Origin of the sequence: Brachybacterium hainanense (assembly GCF_042434575.1) — a bacterium.
GTDB classification, from domain to species: Bacteria; Actinomycetota; Actinomycetes; order Actinomycetales; family Dermabacteraceae; genus Brachybacterium; species Brachybacterium hainanense.
Genome location: NZ_JBHLSV010000038.1, coordinates 1 through 20,536, shown reverse-complemented (window position 1 = coordinate 20,536; position 20,536 = coordinate 1). Strand labels below are relative to the sequence as shown.

Genomic DNA, 20,536 nt, shown 5'->3' with positions numbered 1-20,536 from the left:
GATCACCGCCGCCCGCCGCAACGCCGCCCGCTTCGGCATCCTCGTGATCCTGCCGCTGCTGAACACGGCCGTCCGGGCGGCCCTGCGCGCCGACGCCCGGACCGATCCCGCCGCGGCCCTGGAGGCCCTCGGGCCGCTGGCGAACCCGTCGGCGGCCGCGACCCGGCCCGAGCACCCGGCCGCGATCGACCTCGAGGCCTGGACGAGCCGCCTCAAGGGAATGCTCCACCAGGTCTTCCGCTCGGAGCAGTTCGCGCGCCGCGGCTGGGCCGACCAGCGAGCCGTGCTCGAGGCCTTCGAGGACCACATCGCCGGCCGCAGCGTGGGCGGTGCCCCCGTGTTCTGGCGCCTGTTCCTGCTCGAGCTGTGGATGCGGGAGGTCGTCGAGGCCGACCCCGACGCCCCGGAGCCCGAGACGGGAGAGCCGCTGTCCCTCGAGGACGACCACGGCCGCTTCGACGAGCCCGAGCCGAAGGACCCGCTGGCCGCGAACGCCGGCAAGGACCTGGACCTGGAGCTGGCCGATGCCGAGGGCGGCACGGTCGCCCGCCGCTACCCGATCCGCACCGGGAAGTTCGCGGCCGACACCCCCATGGACCCGGAGATCCGCCGCTACGTCGTGGACTTCTTTACCGCCCTGGACGCGGCGCTCGAGGACGAGGGGCCGGAGGCCCGGGACCATCGGGACGCGACCCTCGGACGCTCCTGGAACCTCACCGTGAGCGAGAAGATCATCGCGATCATGCAGGGCCGCTCCTACTTCGTGTGGGACGTCAAGCCCTCCTGGTGGGCGAGCACCCTGTCGCGGTACGTCGCCCGCACCCCGGCCGGGATCGGCCTCGGGGATCCGGTGACGATGCAGCTGGCGATCCAGGAAGCCGGGCTCCCGCGGGTGCTGCTGGCCTCCGCGGCCGGCGCCGCCGGGAAGCTGGTGCGGAAGAAGGGGCTGTTCTACCAGGTCGTGGGCGGGAACGTGCGAGCGATCGACGGACCCACCGAGTACTCCGTGTACCCCGCGAACGTCTCCGCGAAGCTGCCTCCGAAGGACCCCGATGCCGTCGCCGCGCATCTGAACGACGTCATCCGCGCGGCCGTCCCCGAGCGATGGCGGGACACCTTCGCAGGCACGGTGGTGATGGACGCCAACGACATCGGCCGCAACACGCTCGGCCAGGCGGCGCCGCTCAGCGCGACCCACTACGAGCTCCAGTTCGCCGACAACCCCCTCGGCCAGGGGCGCGAGCAGACGCCCATGGCGATCGTGTTCGAACGCTGAGCGGGGACGGAGATGGACGACGACGTTCATGGCGAGGCCGATGCCGGCGTCGCGGCCGCCGAGGGCACGGCCCGCGACGACACGGAGCTCGCCTCCGCGGCGGTCCTGGACCGCGAGGGCACGTGGATCGGCCGGGTCGAGGACGTCTACCGGGCCGATGCGACCGCGGCCCTCGCGGCGATCTCGGTGGCCCTGGGACGCCTCGGCAGCAGGACGGTGCTCCTGCCCGCCGCGGCCTTCGCCGCCCCGCGACCCGACGAGGAGTCGCATCTGCACCTGGTGATCGACGCCCGCACCGCCCGCGGGGCGATCCCGGCTCCGGGGACGCTGCACGCGGACCCGGCCCTGCTCGCGGACGCGCGCCGCGCCGTCGGTCTCGCGCCGACGGTCGGGGAGGCGGCGCCATGAGGATCCTGCTGATCACCCATTACTACGCTCCTGAGTACGGGGCCCCGCAGCGCCGCTGGGCCGCGCTCGCTCGGCGCATCGTCGCGGCCGGCCACCAGCTCACCGTCGTGACCCCGGTGCCGCACTATCCCGAGGGGTGGCCGAGCGCGGCCGCGGCGCGCGCGCACCGGCCGGGCCGCGTCGAGCACGGGAGCGCGGGCGAGACCATCCTGCGCACCTGGTATCTGCCGCATCGGGCGGACATCATCACCCGCACCGCGGATCATCTGGTCGCCGCCTTCGACGCCGCCCGCCGGGTCGCGAGCCGCTTCCGCCGTCCCGGCGACCGCCCCGACGTCATCATCGCCACCGCCCCCGCGATCCCGAGCCTGCTGGTGGGGCGGCTGCTCGCCGCCCGGTGGGGTGTGCCGCTGGTGGCGGAGATGCGTGACGCCTGGCCGGATCTGGTCACGCACATCGGCCCCGCCGTCGCCGAGGCCGCGACGGGCGCCGTCGCCCATCGCCGGGCGGGCCCGCTGGGAGCGCTCCTCGCCGTCGGGGCCCGGCTGGCGAAGCGGCGCGTGCACCGGGCCGTCTCCACCTGGCAGCAGGGGGCCGATCACGTGGTGACGACGACCGCCCAGTTCGCGCGGGTCCTGCGCGAGCGCGGCATCGCCGAGGTCGACGTGGTCCGCAACGGCACCGACCTGACCCGTCTCGCCCCGGCGGCGCCGCTCGGCGAGCACGCCGAGCTGCGGGTCCTCTACCTCGGCAACATGGGCCGCTCGCAGGGCCTCGAGCTCGTCGTCGCGACCGCCGCGCGCCTGGCCCGCGAGGGTGTGGCGCTGGACGTGCGCATGATCGGCCACGGTGTCGCCGCGGACGATCTGGCGGCGCTCGCGGAGCGGCTGGACGCCCCGGTCACCATCGGCTCCCGCATCCCGCATCCGCGGGTGGGCGAGCAGTACGACTGGGCCGACACGGTGCTGGTGTCCCTGCGCGACTGGAAGCCCTTCGACTGGACGATCCCCTCGAAGCTGTACGAGCTGCTCGCGACCGGCCGGCACGTGAGCGCCGTCGTCGCGGGCGAGGCGGCCGATGTGGTCCGCGCCGCCGGCGCCGGGGACGTGGTGCCGCCCGGCGACGGAGAGGCGCTGGCGCAGCTGTGGCGCCGTCTGGCCGCCGACCGCAGCGGCCTGGTCACCGGCGGCGCGGGCCGGGACTGGGTGGCCGAGCACGCCGACGACGATCTGCTCGCCGCCGCGTACCTCGAGCTGCTGGAGCGCACGGTCGCCTCCTCCACCCCCGCCTCCCCCTCCTGATCCCCCCGGCGCGGCCGCGGCCGAGGACTCCCGGGCCCCACGGCACTGCCATACTGCTCCCATGCGCGGAATCATTCTGGCCGGGGGCACGGGGAGCAGGCTCCATCCGCTGACCATCGGCGTCTCGAAGCAGCTCATGCCGGTCTACGACAAGCCGATGATCTACTACCCGCTGAGCACCCTCATGCTCGCGGGGATCCGGGAGATCCTGGTCATCACGACCCCGCAGGACCGGTCCGCGTTCGAGCAGGTGCTCGGTGATGGGGAGCGTTTCGGCGTGGACATCTCGTATGTCGCGCAGCCCTCCCCGGATGGTCTTGCGCAGGCCTTCGTGCTGGGGGAGGAGTTCCTGGACGGGGGGAAGGCCGCGCTCGTCCTGGGCGACAACCTGTTCTACGGGCAGGGGATGGGGGCGCAGCTGCGGCGCTACAGCGATCTGGAGGGCGCGGCGGTGTTCGGGTACTGGGTCGCGGATCCCTCTGCCTATGGTGTGGTGGAGACCGATGCGGCGGGGCGGGCGGTCTCTCTCGAGGAGAAGCCTGCGGTTCCTCGGTCGAACCTGGCTGTTCCGGGTCTGTACTTCTATGACGAGACGGTGGTGGAGCGGGCGAAGGCGCTGCGGCCCTCGTCGCGGGGCGAGCTGGAGATCACGGATCTGAACCGGAGCTATCTCGAGGACGGGATGCTGCAGGTCGAGGTCCTCACGCGTGGTACGGCGTGGCTGGATACGGGGACGTTCGATGATCTCGCGGCTGCGGGTGAGTTCATCCGTACGGTGCAGATGCGTCAGGGTCTCTCGATCGGTGCGCCGGAGGAGGTGGCCTGGCGTATGGGCTATCTGAACGATGAGGAGCTGCGTGCTCGGGCCGAGCCGCTCCTGAAGTCCGGTTACGGCAGCTACCTCCTGGACGCGCTCGAACGCGAGCGTCGCGCCTGACCTCTGCAGGACCCCGTCCGGGGACCTGTATGCTCGGAGATATTAGGCATGCCGAACAATCAGATGAGGTGATGGCAAGATGCGACGTCGGCAGGTGATGGCGCTCCTCGCCGCGACCGCGACCGCCGCCCTCGCGGGCTGCGGGGACAGCAGCTCCGCGCTGCAGCTCGCCCGGAGCGGGAGACCGGTCGTGCTCACGACCTTCACGGTGATCGCCGACATGGCCCGCCAGGTCGCCGGAGACCGCCTCGAGGTCGTCTCCCTCACCAAGGTGGGCGCCGAGGTCCACGGCTACGAGCCCACCCCCGGCGACATCGCCAAGGCCGTCCACGCCGACCTCGTCCTCGTGGCCGGCATGGGGCTCGACGCCTGGTTCGACCGGTTCCTCCAGGAGGTCCGGGCCCCGCACGTGACGGTCTCCGCCGGCGTCGAGGAGATCGCCATCCGCGGCGACGTCCACGCCGGCGCTCCCAACCCCCACGCCTGGATGAGCCCCGCGGGAGGACGCCTCTACGTGCAGAACATGATCGACGCCTTCTGCGCGCTCGACCCCGGCCATGCCGCCGCCTATGCCGCCGACGGCGCCGCCTACCAGGGACGCATCCAGGAGATCGAGGACGAGCTGACCACCGCCCTCGCGCAGCTCCCCCCGGAGCACCGGGTGCTCGTGACCTGCGAGGGCGCCTTCTCCTACCTCGCCCGCGACGCAGGGCTCGAGGAACGCTACCTGTGGCCCGTCAACGCCGAGCAGCAGGCCACCCCGCAGCAGGTCGCGGGCGTCATCGAGGCCGTCCGCGCACGGCAGGTGCCCGCCGTGTTCTGCGAGTCGACCGTCTCCGACCGTCCCATGCAGCAGGTCGTCGAGGCGACCGGGACCCGCTTCGGGGGAACCCTCTACGTCGACTCGCTGTCCGCCGCGGACGGCCCCGTCCCCACCTATCTCGACCTGCTCCGCCACGACACGGAGCTCATCGTCGCCGGACTGAGAGGAGAGAGCGCATGAGGCCCGCCCCCGGAGCCCCCGCCCTCGAGATGCGAGGAGTCCACGTCCGCTACGGGGAGGTGACCGCCCTGGACGGCGTCCACCTCGCCCTGCCGGCCGGACGCATCACCGGGCTGATCGGCATGAACGGCTCCGGCAAGTCGACCCTCCTGCGCACCGCCATGGGGATCCAGCGCCCCGACGCCGGCACCGTCCGCCTCTTCGGCGAGGATCCGGCCCGGGCCCGAGGACGCGGGATCGTCTCCTACGTCCCCCAGGCCGAGGCCGTCGACTGGGACTTCCCCGTCTGCGTGCGCGACGTCGTCATGATGGGACGCTACGGGCACCAGGGCCTCCTGCGCCGCCCCCGCGCCGCCGACCGGACGGCCGTGGACGAGGCCCTCGCCCGGGTCGAGCTCGCCGACCTCGCGGACCGTCAGATCGGCCGACTCTCCGGCGGCCAGCGCAAACGCGTGTTCGTCGCCCGCGGCATCGCCCAGGAGGCCCGGCTCATGCTGCTGGACGAGCCCTTCGCCGGCGTCGACAAGCGCAGCGAGGGAACCATCGTCCGCCTCCTGCACGAGCTCGCCGCCGATGGCCGCACCGTCCTCGTCTCGACCCATGACCTGCAGGCCCTCCCGCAGCTGGCCGACGACGCGATCCTGCTGCTGCGCCGCGTCCTGCTGCACGGCCCTGTCGCGGACGCCCTCGACCCCGCCCAGCTCTCCCGCGCCTTCGGCCTCGACCCCACAGGATCCCGTCCATGAGCCCCGACCTCGCCCTGCTCGACCTCGTCCTCGAGCCCCTCTCCTACGGCTTCATGGTGCGCGCGCTGCTGACCACCCTGATCGCCGCCGTCGTCTGCGCGCTCCTGTCCTGCTGGCTCGTGCTCGTCGGCTGGTCGCTCATGGGAGACGCGGTCTCCCACTCGGTGCTGCCCGGGGTCGTGATCGCCTACGCCCTCGGGGCGCCCTTCGCGCTCGGCGCCGTCGTGTTCGGCCTCGGCGCCGTCGCCCTCATCGGAGCGGTCCGCGGCACCGGACAGGTGAAGGAGGACGCCGCGATCGGGATCGTCTTCACGACCCTCTTCGCGCTCGGCCTCGTGCTGATCTCGGTGGTCCCCAGCCAGACGGACCTCAGCCACATCATCTTCGGCAACATCCTCGGGATCTCCCGCGGCGACCTGCTGCAGATCACCGTGCTCGCGGGCATCGTCGCGCTCGTGCTCCTGCTGCGCCGCCGCGACCTCACGCTGTACGCCTTCGACCCCACGCACGCGCACGCCATCGGCCTCAGCCCGCGCCGCCTGGGCGCCCTCCTGCTGGGGATGCTCGCCCTGACCTGCGTGGTCGCCCTGCAGGTCGTGGGGGTGATCCTCGTGGTCGCGATGCTCATCATCCCCGGGGCGACCGCCAGGCTGCTCACCGACCGCTTCGGACGCATGCTCCTGATCGCCCCGCTCGCGGCAGGGCTGTGCGCGGCCGCCGGGATCATCGGCAGCTACTGGCTGGACGCCTCGAGCGGCGGACTCGTCGTCCTCGCGCAGGGCCTGCTGTTCCTGCTGGTCCTCCTCGCGCGCCGCCTCAGCTCCGCCACAGCCCGCTCCCAGCTCCGCTCCGCACACTGAAGGTCCCCGAACCCCGGAAGGACCATGGACGACCATCACAGACCCGGCCTGCCCGCTCATGACCGAGAGGCGGGCAGATGAGCTGGATCCTCGCCCTCCTCCTGGGCATCCTCGTGATCCTCGCGATCACCGCCGCGACCGGCTACTTCGTCGCGCAGGAGTTCGCCTACATGGCCGTGGACCGGTCCCGGCTCTCCGCGCGGGCCGCCGCCGGGGACCGATCGGCCGAGCGCGCCCTCGGCATCACCCGCCGCACCTCCTTCATGCTCTCCGGGGCCCAGCTGGGCATCACCGTGACCGGGCTGCTGGTCGGCTATGTCGCCGAACCCCTCGTCGGCGCCTCGGTCGGCGAGGCCCTCGGCGGCGTCGGCGTCCCGCCCGGCGTCGGCATCGCGATCGGCACCGTGCTCGCGCTGCTGCTGTCCACGCTCATCCAGATGGTCTTCGGGGAGCTGCTGCCCAAGAACCTCGCGATCGCCCGGCCCGAGCCGCTCGCCCTGGGCCTCGCCCGCTCGACCGCGCTCTATCTGGGGGCCTTCGGATGGCTGATCCGCGTCTTCGACGCCGCCTCCAACGCGCTCCTGCGCGTGCTGCGCATCGAGCCGGTCCACGACGTCGAGCACTCCGCGACGCCGCGGGACCTCGAGCACATCGTCGAGGAGTCCCGGGCCAGCGGCGACCTGGGCGAGGAGGAATCGCTGCTGCTGGACCGGATCCTCGACTTCCCTCGTCAGGACGTGACCCATGCGATGGTGCCGCGCACCCGCACCGCCGTCGTCGACGCGGACCTCGACCTCGCGGGGCTGCGAGCCCTGCTGCGCGGCGGACACTCGCGCTATCCCGTGCTCGCGGACGGGGACGTCGTCGGCGTCGTCGATCTGATCGACGTGCTCACGACCGATCTGCCGGAGACCGCGGCGGTGCGCGAGCTCCTGCGCCCCGCCCTGCACCTGCCCGCGACCCTGCCGCTGCCCGATGCGGTCCGAGCCCTCCGGGAGGCCCGCGCCGAGCTCGCCTGCGTCGTCGACGAGTACGGCGGATTCGCGGGGATCCTCACCCTGGAGGACCTCGGCGAGGAGCTCACCGGCGACATCGTCGACGAGCACGACCATCGGGCCGAGGTCATCGTGCCCGCGGGCGAGGGGGAGTGGACCGCACCCGGCGACCTGCCGCTGGACGAGGTCGAGCGCGCCGTCCGCCACGACCTCGCCGAATCCGGCGCCGCCACCATCGGCGGTCTCCTGGTCGAGCTGCGCGGCGCGTTCCCCGCGGTCGGCGAGGTGGTCCGGGTCCCGCTGCGGCCCGACCCCGAACGGCTCGCCCTGCCCGACCCGCCCGCGGAGCCCGTCCTCGAGGTCGAGGTCCTGCGGATCGAGCGCCACGTCCCCGCCCAGGTCCGGATCCGTCTGACCTCGTCACCGGAGGAGGCCCGATGAGCGCCGGCCTCGTCATCGCCCTGACCATCGCGCTGATCGCGCTGAGCGCCTTCTTCGTGGCCGTCGAGTTCGCGCTCATCGCCGCGAAGCGGCACCGTCTCGAGGACGCCGCCCTGAGCAGCCGCTCCGCCCGCGCGGCTCTGCGCAGCTCCACCGAGCTGTCGGTGCTGCTCGCGGGATCGCAGCTCGGCATCACCGCCTGCACCCTCGCGCTCGGCGCGATCACCAAGCCCGCCGTCCACCACGGGATCACCCCTCTCGCGCAGGCGCTGGGGCTGCCGCTCGTGGTCGCGGACGTGATCGGCTTCGTGCTCGCCCTCGTCGTCGTCACCTTCCTGCACCTGGTGGTGGGGGAGATGGCGCCGAAGTCGTGGGCTGTCGCGCATCCCGAGCGCTCCGCGATCCTGCTGGCCCTGCCGATGCGTGCCTTCATGGTCGTGACCCGGCCGGTGCTGCGGGTCCTGAACGCGGCCGCGAACGCCTGCCTGCGCATGCTGGGCGTCGAGCCCGTCGACCAGGTCGAGGCGGGGCACACCGCCGCGGATCTGCGCGCGCTGCTGGCCCACTCGGTGCGGGCGGGCACGCTCGACGCCGCCGAGTCCGCAGCCCTCACCCGCGCCCTCGACCTCAGCCGCCTCCAGGTCCAGGACCTCGTGGGCGAGCACGGTGCGCCCGTCTCCGTGGGACCGCTGGCCGACGCCGGAGCGGTCCGCGCGGCCGCCCGCACCTCCCGCCATCTGCGGATCCTGGTGCGCTCCCGCGAGGACCCCGCCGCCGCGCCGGATCACGTCGTCCACGTCCGCGACACCATGGGACTCGAGGACGCCGCACCGATCCGGGACCTGCTGCGGCCCGTGCTGGTGATCGAGGGGACGACGCCGCTGGGCGCGGCCTTCACCGCGATGCGCGAGAACGCCGCCCAGCTCGCGCTCGTGCGCCGCAGCGGCGGCGGCATGGGCGTGGTGACGGTCTCCGACGTGCTCGAGCACCTCCTCCCCAGCGCCGAGGCGCAGCCGGTGGGGCCCTGATCGGACGGGCGGGACCGCGACCGCGCTGACCGTGTTTGTGGCAGATCGCCGTGCCGGTGGGGGCGCTGACCGTGCCTGCGGCAGATCGCTTCGCTTCTGCCTCATCCCCGGGCAGCGGTGCAGCAGTGGCTGTGGGCTTGACCGTGCCTGTGGCAGATCGCTTCGCTTCTGCCTCATCCCCGGGCAGTGTCCCGACAGTGGCTGTGGGCATGACCGCGTTTGTAGCAGATCGTGTCAGTTCTGCCTCATCCCCGGGCAGCGGTGCAGCTCGGATCTGGCCGTGGTCGTGGGCGGGGTGCTGGCGGAGGCTGGGCTGACCGTCGTTGTGGCAGATGATGGTGGATGAGGTGGCGCTGACCGTGGTTGGGGCACCTCGGTTCGGCTTCTGCCTCATCGGCGGGCAGCGGTGCAGTCCGGTTCGGGTTCTGCCACGTGAGCGGGCAGCGGTGCCGGTCGGTGTGGCGCTGACAGCGTGCGGAACGGCTGCGGACGCTCAGCACTCGTCGGCCGGGAGGTAGCGCATCGCCGGCCGGGAGCGGAGCACCTCACGCACGGCGCTGCGGATCTGCTGTTCGGTCGGTGCATCGGCGCCGCGGACGAGCAACGCCGACCGGAGCCGGAGCAGAAAGCTCAGCGGGTCCGGCAGCTGCCGGGAGGTCAGGCGCTGGAGGTCCCAGCCCACGGCCGCGAGCTCGGCCGCGCGCTCCTGGTCATCGAGCCATGCCTCCCGCGATCGCCGACGCCAGCTGCCGTCGTACTCGAAGCCGACCTTGACCGCGCGCCACCCGCCGTCGACGCGGCGCGGCGCCGACCTGCCGGGGACCGCGACGGGAAGGTTGGGCACCGGCTCCTCGAACCCGGCAGCGGTGACGAGCAGACGCGTCGCGCTCTCGCCCGGGGACTCGACGTGCTCGCGGGCGAGGCCTGCCGCACGACGCAGAGCCGCGCTGCCGGGCCGGCCTCGGGCAGTGTCGGCGAAGGCGAGCACATCGGCGAGGGCGACTCCGCAGCATGTCGCGTTCGGGCCGATCGCCCCGTCGATCGCCGCGACCAGGTCCCAGAGCGGCAGGCACCGGGCGAGCTGCAGGAGCACCTCACAGGGATGGCTGACCTCGACATCGCCGACCCTCGCCGTGTCGCCGATGATGCCGCGATGGATGCGATACCCCGGGCCGCCTCCGCCCCCGCTGCCCGGCCTGCGGAGCGCGTGGATCGGCGGGATCGAACCGACCCGGAACCCCTCGAGGTCCGAGAACGCGTCATCGACGTCCTCCGGTCCCAGGAGCGACGGGAGGAGACGCTGACCGTCGATGCTCGACGCGGCCGAGCCCAGCAGGCCGACCCCGCCGTCGAGCTGCCGGGGAAGGGGTATGCCGAGCAGGACCGCCGCGGAGGAGAAGCCGATCACCGATCCCGGCAGGATCTCCTGCTGGAGCAGTCGGCACAGCGTGGTGAAGCTGGCGGGGGCGGTGGCGGGTGTGTACCAGCCGGCGAAGACGTGGAGGAACTCGTCCGATGCGAGACGCCGCGAGCTCACACCGAGGCTCAGCCAGTGCTCGCGTCGGCGCAGACTTCGTGGAGCGACGTCGCGCCGGGGGAGCCTGTGCGGTGAACCCATAACGGAACGCTAGAGAGAACCGGGGTGTTCCCGCGATGGCCGCAGCGCGCATGTGGATGACCCTCTGATGGGGAGGAGAAGCGGGACGGCGGTGCCGGCCGGGTGCCGACGCGACCACGGCCATCGCTGCGGGGCCAGCCATGGTGGCAGCGGCGGGCATGGCGACACCGGCGGCGAGCTCGGCCGCGTGGTATCGGTCACGGCGGCGGGGTGGAGGCGAAGAACGGGGGCCTGCCCGTGGATGAGGCAGAACCCGGGTCGGTCTGCCTCATCGACGGGCAGCGGTGGGATGGCGCGGTGACAGTGCCTCATCGACGGGCAGCGGTGAGGTGGCGGTGCGGATGTGCCTCATCGACGGGCAGCGGTGGGTGGCGGTGCGGATGTGCCTCATCGACGGGCAGTGGCGGGGTGGCGCGGAGAGGCTGCCTCAACCGTGGGCAGCGGGGGCACGGCAGCGGACGACTAGGCTGAGCGGATGACCTGGGACGCGTCCCGCACGACCGTCGAGCTCCACGATTCCGCCGCGGACGCGGACTCCTGTGTGCGCGTCGCGGCGGCTCGGCTGCTCGACCTCGCCGCGGCGCACGTGGAGGTGGGCCGTCTGTGTCCGCGCTGCGGATCCTCCGCCCACGGTCGGCCCTGGGTGCGGGCGGCCGGCGCGACCGTCGCGGCGAGCGTCTCCCGCGCCGGTCCCCATCTGCTGATCGCCGTGCACCGCGGATCGCGGGTGGGAGCGGACATCGAGGAGATCAGGGCGGTGGACGGGCGCTGGGACCCGCGCCTCGTCCTGCACCCGGAGGACGCCTGGCTCGACACCGGACCGCAGGCGCGCACCGACCTGTGGTGCGCGAAGGAGGCGATCCTCAAGCTGCGCGGCACCGGCCTGGCCCAGGCCATGACCGCCGTGCCCCTCGCCGGACACGATCTGCACCGGGTCCCCGTCCCGCCCGGCTATCGAGCGGTGCTCGCGCTGGGCTGATCAGCGCGGCAGGGACGGCAGCGGCAGCTCGTCCAGCCAGGCGAGGAACAGGCCCGACAGGTCCGCCTCGGTCCGCTGCTGCGCATGCGCGCGGAACATGGCCGTCGTGACGTTCCCGCCGGCGTTCTCCGTGACCCAGCTGCGCAGGATCTCGAAGAACGCCTCGTCGCCGACGGCGCATCGCAGGGCGTGCACGAGCAGTGCGCCCCGCTTGTACACCCGGTCGTCGAACATGAGGTCCGGTCCCGGATCCGACAGCAGCAGGTCCTGCGGGAGCCTTGCGAGCCGGGCGTGATGATGGGCGGCGTGCTGAGCGGCGGTGCGCCCTCCGGAGACCTCCGACCACAGCCATTCGCTGTAGCAGGCGAAGCCCTCGTGCAGCCAGATGTCCCGCCAGCTCGCGGCGGTGACGGCGTTGCCGAACCACTGGTGGGAGAGCTCGTGGGCGACCAGGCGCACGGCATCCCAGTCGGCGCTGACATGGTTGCTGCCGAAGGTCGACAGGCCCTGCGACTCGAGCGGGATCTCGAGCTCGTCCTGCGTGATCACGGCCGTGTACGAGTCGAAGGGATAGGGCCCGAACAGGCGGGCGAAGGCGGTGATCATCTCCGCCTGCCGGCCGAAGGAGGCGGCGAAGGCGGCGGCGTCGCGCTGCGGCGGGGCGATGGTGCGCACGGCGACGGGGCGCCCGGCCTGCTCCCGCATCTCGTAGCGGCCGATCTGCACGGTCGCGAGGTACGGGGCCATGGGCGCGGTCTGCTCGTAGGTCCAGACGGTGCCGCCGCGGTGATGCCGCGTGCCGACGAGCTCACCGGAGACGGCCACGTAGTACTCGGACGGCGCGGTGACCGCGACGGTGTAGGTCGCCTTGTCATCGGGCCGGTCGTTGCAGGGGAACCACGAGGGTGCGCCGTGCACCTGGGCGGCGACGATGACCCCGTCCTCGAGCTCCTCCCAGCCCGCGGTGCCCAGTCGCCTGGAGGGGACCGGGCGCGGCTTCCCGGAGTAGGCCACGCGGACCTCGAACTCCTCCCCGGAGCGGATGGGACGGCGGATCACGAGCTTGCGGCCGGGATGCTGGAACGCCGCGGCCCTCCCGTCGACCTGGACCTTCTGCACGTGCAGGGCGTGCAGGTCCAGCCGGATCGTCGGCGCATCGGCCTGGGCCCGGCAGCGCAGCACGGCCTGCGCGTCGAGCCGGTTGCTCGCGACCCTGCAGGCGAGCACGAGGTCGTAGTGGAGGACCCGGTAGCTCGCCTCGCCGTGCCCCGGGACGTAGGGGTCGGTGCCCTGCCTCGTGGTCATGCCTCGTCCTCCCAGGGGCCGATGGGGTTGCCGATCCAGCGCGTCCGCGAGGGTACCCCTTCTCCGCGCATGACGAGGCTTGCCGGGCCGACGCTCGCGTGGCGGCCGATGCTCGCGGCCGGGAGGATCACGGAGTTGGGACCGAGGGTCGCACCCTCGGCGATCTCGACGGCGTCCATCGCCAGCACCCGGTCGTGGAACAGGTGGGTCTGGACGACGCAGCCGCGGCCCACCGTGGCGCCGTCGCCGAGGGTCACGAGATCCGTCTCCGGAAGCCAGTAGCTCTCGAGCCAGACGCCGCGGCCGATGTGCGCGCCCATCGCCCGCATCCACAGCACGATCGCCGGGCTACCGCTGGTCAGGGCCGCGAACCAGGGGGCGGCGAGGACCTCGGTGAAGGTGTCGGCGAGCTCATCGCGCCACACCGCCGGGGTCCACAGCTCGTGCTCGGAGGGCCGGTGCCGCCCGATGATCGTCCATTTCGCGGCGACGGTGACGGCGGCCGCGAGCATGCTCCCGGCCAGCAGGACGGGACCGCCCAGCACGATCGCGAGCCCGGCCGCTCCGGCGGCGGGCAGGCCGGGGGCCAGCAGCAGCGCCGCGAGGGCGAGGGCGACCGCGACGTGCAGGAGGACGCCCAGCAGCATCGGCACGAGCCGACAGGTCTCGACGAGGCCGCGCAGCACCTTCAGCCGCAGCGGCGGGTCGTAGGTGCGGCGCGCATCGTGCTCTGAGCTGGTGCGGCGCAGCTTCCGCGGCGGGCTGCCCATCCAGGACGTGCCGGCGGAGGCCTTGGTGCGCCGCGGCGCCGCCGAGAGCACGGCGACCAGGGAGCGCTTGGGCACCTTGCGGCCCGCGGCGAGCATGCCGGAGTTTCCGACGAAGGCGCGCTTGCCGACCTTCACCCGGTCCACGCGGATCCGGCCCCCGCCCAGCTCGTAGGGGCCGATGAGCGTGTCATCGGCGAGGAAGGCGTGATCGCCGACCTGCACGAGGCTCGGGATCATGAGCACGGTGGAGGCTTCGACGCCGCTGCCGATCCGCGCCCCCAGCAGGCGCAGCCACACCGGGGTGAGGGCGCCCGCGTACAGGGGGAACAGCCAGGTGCGGGCCTCGTCCAGGAGCCGCAGCGTCGCCCAGATGCTGAGGCCCGCCGCGGAGCGGACGGCGTGATGGCCGGGCCGGATCGCGAGACCGAGCAGGCGGGTGAGGGCGAGCACGGCGAGGGCGAGGACCGCGAAGCCGGCGGCGATGCCGAGCGGCAGCCAGGGCAGGCTCGCCGCGACGGCCTCGCCGAGTGTGGCGGTGCCGGCCGCGGCGGGGGCGAGGACCAGCAGCTCGGCGGCGGTCGCGAGCACCGGCAGCAGGGAGATGAGCAGGCCCGCGGCACCGTACAGGGCGGGCCACAGGCCGCGCCCGCGCCGCGGATCGTGGGTCTGCCAGGGGCCGCGGGCGCGGGCCTGGCGGCGGGCGGGCGCCCCGGACCAGAACTCGCCGGCGCCCACGCTCCCCTCGACGTAGGAGCCGGGGGCGACCTCCGCGTCCTTCCCGATGCGGGCCCCGGGGCCGAGGGTGCTGCGCGCGCCGATGCGGGCGCGCGCCCCGATCCGCACGGGACCGATCCGCACCCGGTCGCCGTCGATCCAGTGCCCGGCGAGGTCGACCTCCGGCTCGATCGCCGCGCCCGAGCCGATCTCGAGCATGCCGGTGACCGGCGGGAGGGTGTGCAGGTCCACGTCGCGGCCCAGCCTCGCGCCCAGCAGCTGCGCGTACAGCGGCATCCAGGCGGTGCCGGACAGGGAGGTCGCCCCGAGCTCGTCCTGGATGCGCTCGGCGAGCCACAGGCGCAGGTGCACGCGGCCGCCGCGCGGGTGGTCGCCCGCGGTGACGCGTCGCAGCAGGATCCGGGCGGCGAGGGCGGCGAGCAGCATCCGGCCCGGGGGCAGCACGACCAGCGCGGCGAGGGGGACCAGTAGCCACAGCGGGAAGGCGACCGCCCACGGCAGCGGGGCCAGCGCGGCGAGCAGGGTCGAGCCGATCATCAGCAGGGTGATCCAGCGCAGGGCGGCGAACGCCCGCAGCGGCACGAGGGCGAGCCACTGGACCACCTGGGTGCGGCGGCGGATCGGGGCGATGGTGCGGTCGCTGGTGTGGCGGGAGGCGCCGAGGGAGTCGACGAGCCCGGCGAGGGCCGCGACCGTGGAGTGGGTGTACACGTCGCCGACGGCGATCTCCGGATGCTGCGCGCGCAGGCGGCTGACGACCTGCGCGGCGGTGAGGGAGCCGCCGCCGAGGTCGAAGAAATCATCGCCGCCGCGGCGCGGCTCGGCGCCCAGCACATCGGACCAGATCTCCGCGATCCAGGCGGCGGTGCCGGTGAGGCCCCCGCCGTCTCGGGGACCATCGGCCCCGGCGGGCAGCGGCCAGGGCAGCGCGTCGCGGTCGACCTTGCCGGACGTGCGGGTCGGCAGGTCCGGCAGCACGGCGAGGCGGGGCACGAGCGCGGCGGGCATGCGCTCGCGCAGGAGGGCGCGGGCGGCATCGGCGTCGTAGGAGCCGTCGACGGCGAGGTAGCCGACCAGGAGCCGGTTCCCGGAGCGGCTGGTGCGCACGGCCGCCGCTGCGGAGACCACGCCGGGCAGGCGCAGCATCTGGTCGTCGATCTCGCCCAGCTCGATGCGGCGCCCGCCCAGCTTGATCTGATCGTCGGCCCGGCCCGCGAACAGCAGGCCCGTGGGATCGTTGACGACGCGGTCGCCGGAGCGGTAGGCGCGGTCCCAGCCCAGCGTCGGCATCGGCGCGTACTTCTCCGCGTCCTTGGCGGGGTCGAGGTAGCGGGCCAGCCCCACCCCGCCGATGATCAGCTCCCCGGTGCCGCCCTCGGGGACGGGCCGGCCGGCCTCGTCGACGACGGCGAGGTCCCATCCCTCCAGCGGCAGGCCGATGCGGACGGGGCCCTCGCCGGTGAGGAGGGCGGCGCAGGCGACGACGGTCGCCTCGGTGGGCCCGTAGGTGTTCCAGACCTCCCGGCCGGGAGCCTGCAGGCGGGCGGCGAGCTCCGGCGGGCAGGCCTCCCCGCCCATGATGAGCAGGCGCACCTGGTCGAGGGAGGAGGCGGGCCACAGGGAGACGAGGGTCGGCACGGTCGAGACGATCGTGATGGAGTTGGCGACGAGCCAGGGGCCCACGTCCACGCCGGAGCGGACCAGGGAGCGGGGAGCGGGCACGAGGCAGGCCCCGTATGCCCAGGCCAGCCACATCTCCTCGCAGCTGGCGTCGAAGGCGACGGACAGGCCCGCCATCACCCGGTCGCCGGGGCCCAGCGGCTCCTCCTGCAGGAACAGGCGGGATTCGGCGTCGACGAAGGCGGCGGCGCTGCGGTGGGTGACGGCCACTCCCTTGGGCTTCCCGGTCGAGCCGGAGGTGAAGATGATCCAGGCGTCGTCGGAGGGGAGCACCTCGCGGGGGGTGATGCTCTCCCGCGGCGGGCCGATCGCGGTGACCGCGAGGCCGGTGCCGATCACGGCCGCCGCCGAGGACTCCTCGAAGACGACGCGGGCCCGTTCGTCGGGGTCGTCGGCATCCACGGGCACGTAGGCCGCGCCGGCCAGGAGCGTGCCGATGATGGCGACGTACAGGTCGGTGGTGCCGGAGGAGACGCGCACGCCGACCCGGTCGCCGGGGCCGACGCCGATCGCGTGGAGGCGGTCGGCGAGCTCCTCCGCGGCCTGCGCGAGCTCGGTGTAGCTGAGGGTCTGCGTGCCGCTGTCGACGGCGGGGGCCTCGGGGCTCGCCTGCACGGTGCGGCGGAACACGTCCACGAGGGTGCGCGGGGCAGGTGCCCGGGAGGCGGCGAGGAGGCTGGGCAGCAGGCCCGCGGGGGTGGTGGTCACGAGGGCATTGTGGAGGACGCGGGTGAACGGAGGATGTCCGGCGCCCCGGTGCCTCAGGGGCGGCCGAGCGCGCGGCACTCCCATCCGGCGGATCGCCAGCGAGGGAGGTCCAGCACGCCGCGGCCGTCGATGATGCGGGGCCGTGCGACGAGACGGGCCGTCCTCCGGGGGTCCAGGGCCCGGTAGGCGGGCCATTCGGTGAGCAGGAGCACGAGCTCGGCGTCGCGCAGGGCGTGCTGCGGATCGGGCTCGGTCGTCAGCTCGGGGGCGAGGCGTCGCACCGCGGGCAGCGCGGCGGGGTCGGTGATGCGCACGCGGGCCCCGGCGGCCGCGAGGCGCCGCGCGATCTCGAGAGCGGGGGAGTCGCGGACGTCGTCGGTGTCGGGCTTGAAGGCGGCGCCGAGCACGGCCACGCGCGCACCGGCGAGCTGACCGTCGAGGGCCTCGCGGGCGAGGTCGACGGCGCGGGTGCGGCGGCCGGCGTTGATCGCATCGACCTCGCGCAGGACGCCGAAGGAGTCACCCGCGCCGAGCTCCTCGGCGCGGCTGAGCAGGGCTCGGAGGTCCTTGGGCAGGCAGCCGCCGCCGAAGCCGATCCCGGAGCGCAGGAACTGCGGGCCGATCCGCTCGTCCATCCCGATCGCGTCCGCGACGTCGGCCACGTCCGCGCCGGTCCTCTCGCACAGCGCGGCGACCGCGTTGATGAAGGAGATCTTCGTGGCGAGGAAGGAGTTCGCGGACACCTTCACGAGCTCGGCGGACTCGTAGCTCATGACGCGGCGCGGCACCCCGGCCTCGAGCATCGGCCGGTAGACGGCGTCCAGCGCGGCGACGGCTTCCTGCCCGGCGGGGCTGTGCGGGTCCTCGCCGATGCCGTACACGAGCCGGTCCGGGCGGAGGGCGTCGGCCACGGCACGGCCCTCCCGCAGGAACTCCGGGTTCCACACGAGGTGCACCCCGGGCAGGTCGGCGAGGCGGGCGGCGAGCTCCCGGGCGGTGCCGACGGGGACCGTGGACTTGCCGACGACCAGGGTGGTGCGGCCGGCGCGGCGGCGCAGCTGCGGGATGAGCGCGTCGAGCGCGGCATGCAGGAAGGAGAGGTCCGCGCCCGGGCCGTCCGTGCGCTGCGGGGTGCCGAGCGCGAGGAAGTGCACGTCGCCGTCGGCGAGAGCGGCGGGGTCGGTGGTGAAGGACAGGGCCTCCCGGGAGAGGCCGGAGGCGAGGACCTCGGCGAGTCCCGGTTCGTGGAAGGGGGCGCGGCCCGACCCGAGCTGCGCGATCCTCGGCGCGTCCACGTCCAGGCCGATCACGCGGTGCCCGGCCTCCGCCATCGCGGCGGCATGCACGGCCCCCAGGTACCCGCAGCCGATCACGGACACGGTGAGCGGGCGGGCCGGGGCCGTGGCCGGGGAGGGTGCGGCGACGAGGGGAGCTGCTTCCAGGAAGGTCGATGCCACGGGGGCCGCCTTTCGCGGACGGGGCGCGGCTGGTGCGCCGCACCGGTCCGCCCAGTGAACGCCCCGCGGGTGAACGTCCCGCCCCACCTCCGTGAACGGCGGATGCCGATCGGCAGGCACGACTCCCCTATGTGCCGGGGACCGGTCCCCTACGTGTACGTGCCGGGAACCGGGCGGTTTCGGTTCAGCCGCCCGCGTTTCTGAACCGGTTCCGCCCAGCGGCCTGGTGCCCGGCGGACGGAGGGGGAGGCGCCGTCCCCCGGGGCGCGGCTAGCGTCCGCCCGGTGCCCCGGCCCCGGCCTCGGGGCACAGCCGCTCCACGGCGCGGCAGGCGTCCTCGAGGCGCATGCCGCGGGCGACGGCGGCGCCGACGAGGAAGGAGGAGATCGGCGCCATGGACCGCTGGAGGCCGGTCGCGACGGCGCCGGTCATGGTGTGGACCCGGTCCACGTCGAGGTCGACGTCGCCGATGCCGAGGCTGCCGGCGACCTCCTCGAGCCAGGGCCGCAGCACGCGCTCCCAGTCCTCCTGCTGGGTCACCGGCGGTCGTGCTGCTGCCATGTCTGCTCCTCCCCTGGAGTGGCGGGTGGTGGTTGGTGGATGGCGGGCGATGGGTGGGTGGTGCGGGCGGGGCCGATGGCATCGATCGTGGGTCGGCGAACCACTTTCGCACCGGAAACGGAACGCCAGCCCACGATCGATGCTCCGCGCGGCGGGCTCAGAAGCGGATCTTCTCCCAGCCGCGGCGCTCCGCCTCCTTCGCCGGATCCTTGCTGCGGTAGACGATGTAGGGCCTGGTCAGGTAGCCGATCGGCGCCGCGAACACGTGGACGAGGCGGGTGAAGGGCCAGATCGCGAACAGCGTCAGCGCGGACAGGACGTGCAGCTGGAAGAAGATCGGCGCCGCGGTCATGAGCTCCGCCTGGGGCCGGAGGGTCCAGAAGTCCCGGAACCAGATCGACACGCCCTCGCGGTAGTCGTACACCCCGAAGGTCGAGTGCACGAGGGTCGCGAGCACCCCGCACAGGATCGTCATCGCCAGCAGCGCGAACATGAGCTTGTCGCCCGCGGTCGTCGCCCCGAACACGCGCGAGTTGGTGCGCCGGCGGTACAGCAGGATCGCCAGCCCGCCCACGCAGGCGGCCGCGGCGGCCAGGCCGATCGTCACCGCCATGAGGTGGTACATGTGGTTGGTGATGCCGACCGCGTCGGTCCACGACTTCGGGATCCCGAGGCCGACCACGTGCCCCACGAAGATGCCGATGATGCCGTAGTGGAACAGCGGCGAGCCGATCGACAGCAGCTTCGACTCGTAGATCTGGCTCGAGCGGGAGGTCCAGCCGAAGCGGTCCGTGCGGAAGCGCCACACGTGCCCCAGCACGAACACGGCCAGCACCATGTAGGGGTAGACGATCCACAGGAGGATCGCGGGGACCGAGTCGGGGCTCATGAGGGCCGTCCTCTCATCAGGTCGACGGGCACGGGGCCCGGGGGCGCGGCATCGCCGCAGGAGGCGCCGGGCCGCATTCGCCCGCCGGGGTCCATCGGGCCCCCGGGCAGGGAGGCGGCGAAGGTCTGTCCGGCGAGGTCGCCGGCGTCGTGCTCGGCCCCGTAGCCGTCCAGGCCCACGGTCTCCTCCTCGGGGCCCTCCTCCGCCAGGCGGAGGATCGCGGCGCGGTCGTCGGCATCCAGCGGCGGGAGCGTGGCGCACAGGGCCTGCAGCGCCCCGTGCCAGGGCGAGGCGATCTCCTCCAGGTGCAGGCGCAGCAGCTCGACGCCGGGCCGGCCCGCGCGCAGGATCTTCGCGCCGCGGGCCGCGTCGTGCGCGGCCGCGAACTCGAGCACGAGGGGCAGGTGGTCCGGGAGCTCCCCGGAGCCGATCTCGACGCCGGCCGCGCGGAAGTCCTGCTTGATCCGCACGAGCGCCATGCCGCGCCGGCGCGTGTCCCCGTGGCTGAAGTACGTCAGGTGCAGGCACCCGCGGCGTCGCGTGTCGAAGGTGTCGACGTAGAGCTCCTGCGCCGCGAGGGGGTCCATCGCAGCGAGGGCGTCGAGGGTGCGGGCGAGCGGCTCCCGCACGCTCCCGGGCAGGTCTCCGACGAGCGCGCGCAGCTGCCCGTCGCGGGATCGGGTCTCCTCGTCGGGATAGGTCAGCAGCCACGAGACCGCGAGCCAGCAGGCCCGCAGCTGCGGGACGTCGAGCCCGGAGGCGAGCAGCAGGTCCGCGGGGCGCCGCGCCGTCCGGGGACCGCGGCCCCCGGCCCGCCCCGCGGCCCGGGGCGGTGCAGG

General features: G+C 73.8%; 16 protein-coding genes and 1 pseudogene. 10 read left to right on the top strand and 7 right to left on the bottom strand.

The genetic code is table 11. The features are described 5' to 3' along the window. From ACFFF6_RS19160 to ACFFF6_RS19120, 9 genes and pseudogenes are all read left to right on the top strand, one after another. Window positions 1-1,276 (top strand): annotated as a pseudogene (locus ACFFF6_RS19160) (asparagine synthetase B); the annotation flags it as partial. A gap of 12 nt (window positions 1,277-1,288) precedes the next feature. Continuing rightward, the gene (locus ACFFF6_RS19155) at window positions 1,289-1,684 is read left to right on the top strand and encodes a hypothetical protein (RefSeq protein WP_376983119.1); all 396 of its coding nucleotides are present in this window, start codon (window positions 1,289-1,291) and stop codon (window positions 1,682-1,684) included. Beyond that, complete coding sequence (locus ACFFF6_RS19150) at window positions 1,681-2,985, top strand: glycosyltransferase family 4 protein (RefSeq protein WP_376983118.1); 1,305 nt, start codon at window positions 1,681-1,683, stop codon at window positions 2,983-2,985. The genes ACFFF6_RS19155 and ACFFF6_RS19150 overlap by 4 nt, the downstream gene beginning before the upstream one ends. A 61-nt stretch (window positions 2,986-3,046) precedes the next feature. Beyond that, window positions 3,047-3,922: a glucose-1-phosphate thymidylyltransferase RfbA gene (gene rfbA / locus ACFFF6_RS19145; RefSeq protein ID WP_376983117.1), complete on the top strand. Its 876-nt coding sequence runs from the start codon at window positions 3,047-3,049 to the stop codon at window positions 3,920-3,922. Between the two features lie 79 nt (window positions 3,923-4,001). Then, window positions 4,002-4,925 (top strand): metal ABC transporter substrate-binding protein, encoded by a 924-nt coding sequence (locus tag ACFFF6_RS19140; RefSeq protein ID WP_376983116.1) that lies wholly within the window; start codon window positions 4,002-4,004, stop codon window positions 4,923-4,925. Then, complete coding sequence (locus ACFFF6_RS19135) at window positions 4,922-5,671, top strand: metal ABC transporter ATP-binding protein (RefSeq protein ID WP_376983115.1); 750 nt, start codon at window positions 4,922-4,924, stop codon at window positions 5,669-5,671. Before ACFFF6_RS19140 ends, ACFFF6_RS19135 begins: the two co-directional genes overlap by 4 nt. Beyond that, window positions 5,668-6,531 (top strand): metal ABC transporter permease, encoded by an 864-nt coding sequence (locus ACFFF6_RS19130; protein ID WP_376983114.1) that lies wholly within the window; start codon window positions 5,668-5,670, stop codon window positions 6,529-6,531. Before ACFFF6_RS19135 ends, ACFFF6_RS19130 begins: the two co-directional genes overlap by 4 nt. Window positions 6,532-6,608: 77 nt before the next feature. Next, window positions 6,609-7,967, top strand: coding sequence for a hemolysin family protein (locus tag ACFFF6_RS19125; RefSeq protein ID WP_376983112.1), 1,359 nt, complete (start codon window positions 6,609-6,611; stop codon window positions 7,965-7,967). Next, window positions 7,964-8,995, top strand: coding sequence for a hemolysin family protein (locus tag ACFFF6_RS19120; protein WP_376983111.1), 1,032 nt, complete (start codon window positions 7,964-7,966; stop codon window positions 8,993-8,995). The genes ACFFF6_RS19125 and ACFFF6_RS19120 overlap by 4 nt, the downstream gene beginning before the upstream one ends. A 493-nt stretch (window positions 8,996-9,488) precedes the next feature. On the opposite strand, the gene ACFFF6_RS19115 is transcribed toward ACFFF6_RS19120, so the two are convergent. After that, complete coding sequence (locus ACFFF6_RS19115; RefSeq protein WP_376983110.1) at window positions 9,489-10,613, bottom strand: putative endonuclease domain-containing protein; 1,125 nt, start codon at window positions 10,611-10,613, stop codon at window positions 9,489-9,491. 475 nt (window positions 10,614-11,088) lie between these two features. On the opposite strand from ACFFF6_RS19115, the gene ACFFF6_RS19110 reads away from it, so the two are divergent. Beyond that, complete coding sequence (locus ACFFF6_RS19110; protein WP_376983109.1) at window positions 11,089-11,592, top strand: 4'-phosphopantetheinyl transferase family protein; 504 nt, start codon at window positions 11,089-11,091, stop codon at window positions 11,590-11,592. On the opposite strand, the gene ACFFF6_RS19105 is transcribed toward ACFFF6_RS19110, so the two are convergent. From ACFFF6_RS19105 to narJ, 6 genes are all read right to left on the bottom strand, one after another. Then, window positions 11,593-12,897, bottom strand: a complete 1,305-nt coding sequence (locus tag ACFFF6_RS19105; RefSeq protein ID WP_376983108.1) for a M1 family metallopeptidase — start codon at window positions 12,895-12,897, stop codon at window positions 11,593-11,595. It abuts the gene before it with no gap. Next, window positions 12,894-16,790: a Pls/PosA family non-ribosomal peptide synthetase gene (locus tag ACFFF6_RS19100; RefSeq protein ID WP_376983107.1), complete on the bottom strand. Its 3,897-nt coding sequence runs from the start codon at window positions 16,788-16,790 to the stop codon at window positions 12,894-12,896. Before ACFFF6_RS19100 ends, ACFFF6_RS19105 begins: the two co-directional genes overlap by 4 nt. Window positions 16,791-16,843: 53 nt before the next feature. Then, complete coding sequence (locus tag ACFFF6_RS19095) at window positions 16,844-18,247, bottom strand: UDP-glucose dehydrogenase family protein (RefSeq protein ID WP_376983106.1); 1,404 nt, start codon at window positions 18,245-18,247, stop codon at window positions 16,844-16,846. A 270-nt stretch (window positions 18,248-18,517) separates the two neighbouring features. Further along, the gene (locus ACFFF6_RS19090; protein WP_376983105.1) at window positions 18,518-18,808 is read right to left on the bottom strand and encodes a DUF6457 domain-containing protein; all 291 of its coding nucleotides are present in this window, start codon (window positions 18,806-18,808) and stop codon (window positions 18,518-18,520) included. Between the two features lie 157 nt (window positions 18,809-18,965). Beyond that, window positions 18,966-19,697 carry a respiratory nitrate reductase subunit gamma gene (gene narI / locus ACFFF6_RS19085; RefSeq protein WP_376983104.1) on the bottom strand — a complete coding sequence of 244 codons (732 nt, stop codon included), beginning with the start codon at window positions 19,695-19,697 and terminating at the stop codon, window positions 18,966-18,968. After that, window positions 19,694-20,536: nitrate reductase molybdenum cofactor assembly chaperone (gene narJ, locus ACFFF6_RS19080; protein ID WP_376983103.1), on the bottom strand; the 843-nt coding region annotated here is incomplete at its 5' end. The genes narJ and narI, both read right to left, overlap by 4 nt.